The sequence below is a fragment of the Jiangella rhizosphaerae genome (genome assembly GCF_003579925.1).
Classification (GTDB): Bacteria; Actinomycetota; Actinomycetes; order Jiangellales; family Jiangellaceae; genus Jiangella; species Jiangella rhizosphaerae.
In genome coordinates this window covers 1-3,139 of the sequence record NZ_QUAL01000289.1, presented here as the reverse complement: position 1 = coordinate 3,139, position 3,139 = coordinate 1, and the positions used below count along the sequence as shown (strand labels likewise).

At 78.2% G+C, this 3,139-nt stretch carries 2 protein-coding genes; both read right to left on the bottom strand.

Annotated elements, in window-relative coordinates; all coding sequences use genetic code 11:
• Window positions 1-1,197, bottom strand: a 1,197-nt coding sequence (locus DY240_RS23405; protein WP_147375474.1) for a hypothetical protein, incomplete at its 3' end; no start/stop codon positions are given.
• Window positions 1,194-3,139, bottom strand: a 1,946-nt coding sequence (locus DY240_RS32400) for an FtsX-like permease family protein (RefSeq protein WP_199702201.1), incomplete at its 5' end; no start/stop codon positions are given. The genes DY240_RS23405 and DY240_RS32400, both read right to left, overlap by 4 nt.

The following is a 3,139-nucleotide window of genomic DNA, read 5'->3' as shown; positions in this document are numbered from 1 at the left end:
GGCGCCGTCGACGAACCGGCCGGCGAGCACCGTGGCCAGCGCGGCGGCCGGCAGCCCGAGCAGCACGCCCTCGGCGGCCGTCAGCAGCCGCAGCTGCAGCGGCGACGCGCCTCGGGCCCCGATCAGCGCCAGCGCCGACCGGCGCCGCTCGACCATGAGCCGGGCGGCGAGCGCCAGCACCGCCAGCGCGACACCGAACGGCCCTGCCGCGACGATCGCCATCACCGCCTGCGCGCTGTCGTGCCGCTCGGCCACGCGGTCGAGGACGTCGATGGAGCCGGTGGTGAGGATCGGGCTGAACGACGGCTGCCCCGGGTCCGACCCGACCACCGGCGCGGCCGCGATGAACCGGCTCAGGGCGTCGCGCAGCGGCACGGTGAAGTCCGCCCGCGCCGCCGAGACGTCCACCGGGTACCAGAGCCGGGTCTCCATCGGAAATCCGACCACCGGCATCAGCGCCGCCCACGACTCCGGATCGACGTACGCGGCGATGGTCAGCGTCCGGCCGCGGTCCCAGTCGTCGAAGACCTCCGGCTCCAGCGCGGCGCGGTGGTGCGCCCACACGGGCGCGGCGGCGTCGAGCGGCTCGTACACGCCGGACAGCCGGTAGGCGACGCCCGGCCCGCCGGTCGGCGACGCGGCCGGAGTGACGTCGCCGACGGACCACCCGATCTCCTCCGCCGACGTCCGCGCCAGCATGACGTCGACGACGAGCGGCTCCCCCGGCGCGGCCGGCTCGGTCGCGGGCGCCGGGGCCTCGCCCTCGACGACCTCGACCGTCTCGGCCCAGTACGGGTCGGCCGTGGGCAGTAGGTCGGTGGCGCTCTCCGTCGCGCGCACCTCGACCCGGGCCGGCGGCGCGGTGACGACGAACCGGCCCGGCCCGGTCGCCTGCCGCACGGCCACCGGCGCGTCGTCACGGATCCTCGTCAACGCCTGGTCGAACGGCGCCCAGAGGTCGCCGTCGGCGCCCATGGGCGGTGCCACGGCGGCCACCGACGTGACGTCCCGCAGTGTCGCCGGCGTGCCGGCCATCTCCGCGCGCAGGTCGTCGGTGAACACCTGCTCGGCCAGCCGCGGCAGCGCCGCCGCCACCAGCGCCAGCACGAACACCACACCGACGACGACCAGCGCCGCGGCGCGGTCGGAGAGGAACTGCCGGCGGAACAGCCGCCCGGTCCCCAGACGCGCGCTCATCGGCGTTCCTCCCCGGGAACGGCCAGCGCCGCGTCGTGCCCGGCCCGCGACGCGTGCAGCAGCGCGACCGCCGCGACCACGCCGGCGAGCACGACGCCGAACACCGCGAGCGCGCCGAGACTCGCACCGCACACCGGCTCCAGCGCCCGCGGCACGCCGGAGGTCGCGGCCCGGGCCAGCACCGTCACCGTCAGGGCGGCGACCACCAGGCCACCGGCCGCGCCCGCCACCATCGCCAGCAGCCCCATGCCGGCCTGCTCGATCCGCCGCGACCGGGCCTGCTCCGACGGCGTCACGCCGACGACCCGCAGGACGGCCAGCTCGCCGCGTCGCTGCCGCTGCAGGGTGGCCGCCGACGCGACCGCGCCGATCGCCGTCAGCACGATCGCCGCCGCGGCCACCGACCAGAACGCCGGCACCACGTGCCGCGCCAGCCCGTGGTCGAGCAGCCCGGACCGGACCGTTTCGCGGTCGGTCACCTGAGCCTCGCCGGCCAGGCCGGCCTCCTCGACGGCCGCCGCCAGCTCCGCCGTGCCGCCGCCGTCGGCGCTCAGCCAGACCTCGGTGATGCGCTGCGGCCGGTCGGCGACCCGCAGCAGCGTCGCGGTGAGGCTCGGCAGGTCGGCGACGAACGCGACCGGATCGGCCACCCCCGGCACCACCGGTACCGCGTCGACCACGCGCGCGTCCACCCGGGCGCCGACGACGTGCAGGCTCACCGGGTCGCCGGTCTGAAGGCCGAAGTGGTCCAGAGCGGCCTGCGAGGCGACGACGGGAATCGGGTCGCCCCCGTCCGGCGGGGTGACCCGCACCGTGGCGCCCGACGCGGCCGCGAACACCGTCGCCGACAGCGGCGACGCCGTGCCCGGCGCGGCGGACTCGATGCGATAGCTGGCCGGGACCTGCGGCGTCCACGGCGCGACGCCGGCCAGCGGCAGGTCGGTCGCGGCGCCGGACCCGTCGACCGCGCGCAGCGCCGTCACGGCCGGCTCCGACGCCCCGGGCACCGTGACGGTGAGGTCGGCGGCGACGACGGTGCCGAACCCGGCGGGCACGGTCGCGGCGCCGTCCTCGACCACGGCCTGGGCCAGCACGCCGTCGGCGTCGGCGACCAGCAGCGTCACCGCCGAGGCACCGGTCGCGTCGACCTCCAGCCGCTCGGTGCCGGCGGGCAGCTCGAGTCCGGTCAGCCGCGGCTGCTCCGGCGTCACGTCGGAGGCTGCCCGGCCGGCGGGGAACACGTCGTCGCGGGCCTCGACCACGCCGAGCAGCCCGCCGGCCGGCATCGCCAGCAGCGCGGCGCTCTCGTCGCCGATGCGGGCACCGGTGGACAGCACGCCGACGGCGTCGCTCGCGCCCTCGACCCCCAGGTACGGTTCGGCGGACTCGGCGGGCCGGGCCGGGGTGAGCGGACCGGCGCGGTCGAACGTCACCCGCACGTCGGCGCCCGAGCGGACGTCGGCGAGGTCCTCCTGCAGCCCGGTCCAGGTGGCGGAGTACGACGCCGCGAGCACGCCGGCGCCCGCCGTCACCACCACGAGCACGACCACCGACGCGTACACCGGCAGCCGGCGGGTCACCTGCCAGGCCGGCAGCAGCAGCCCGAGCCGGCGGCGGCCGGCCAGTGCGCGCTCGGCCAGCGCCAGCGGGAACGGGACCGCGAGCAGCGCCAGCGCGGCACAGGCCAGCAGGGCCAGCGCCGGCCCGGGCGTGGCGAGGAGATCGGCCCCGGACGCACCGGACGCCTCGCCGTAGCGGCGCAGCTGCCAGATCGCGACGGCGGCGGCGATCAGCGCGACCGCGGCGAAGGTCCAGCCGATGGCGCCGGTGGCGCGGCGGCTGGTGAACGCGACGGTGTCCTCGACCCGGCGGCGGGCGGTCGCGACGGCGCCGGCGACCAGCAGCGCCAGGGTGCCGGCGGCGACACCGGCCGCGCACCACG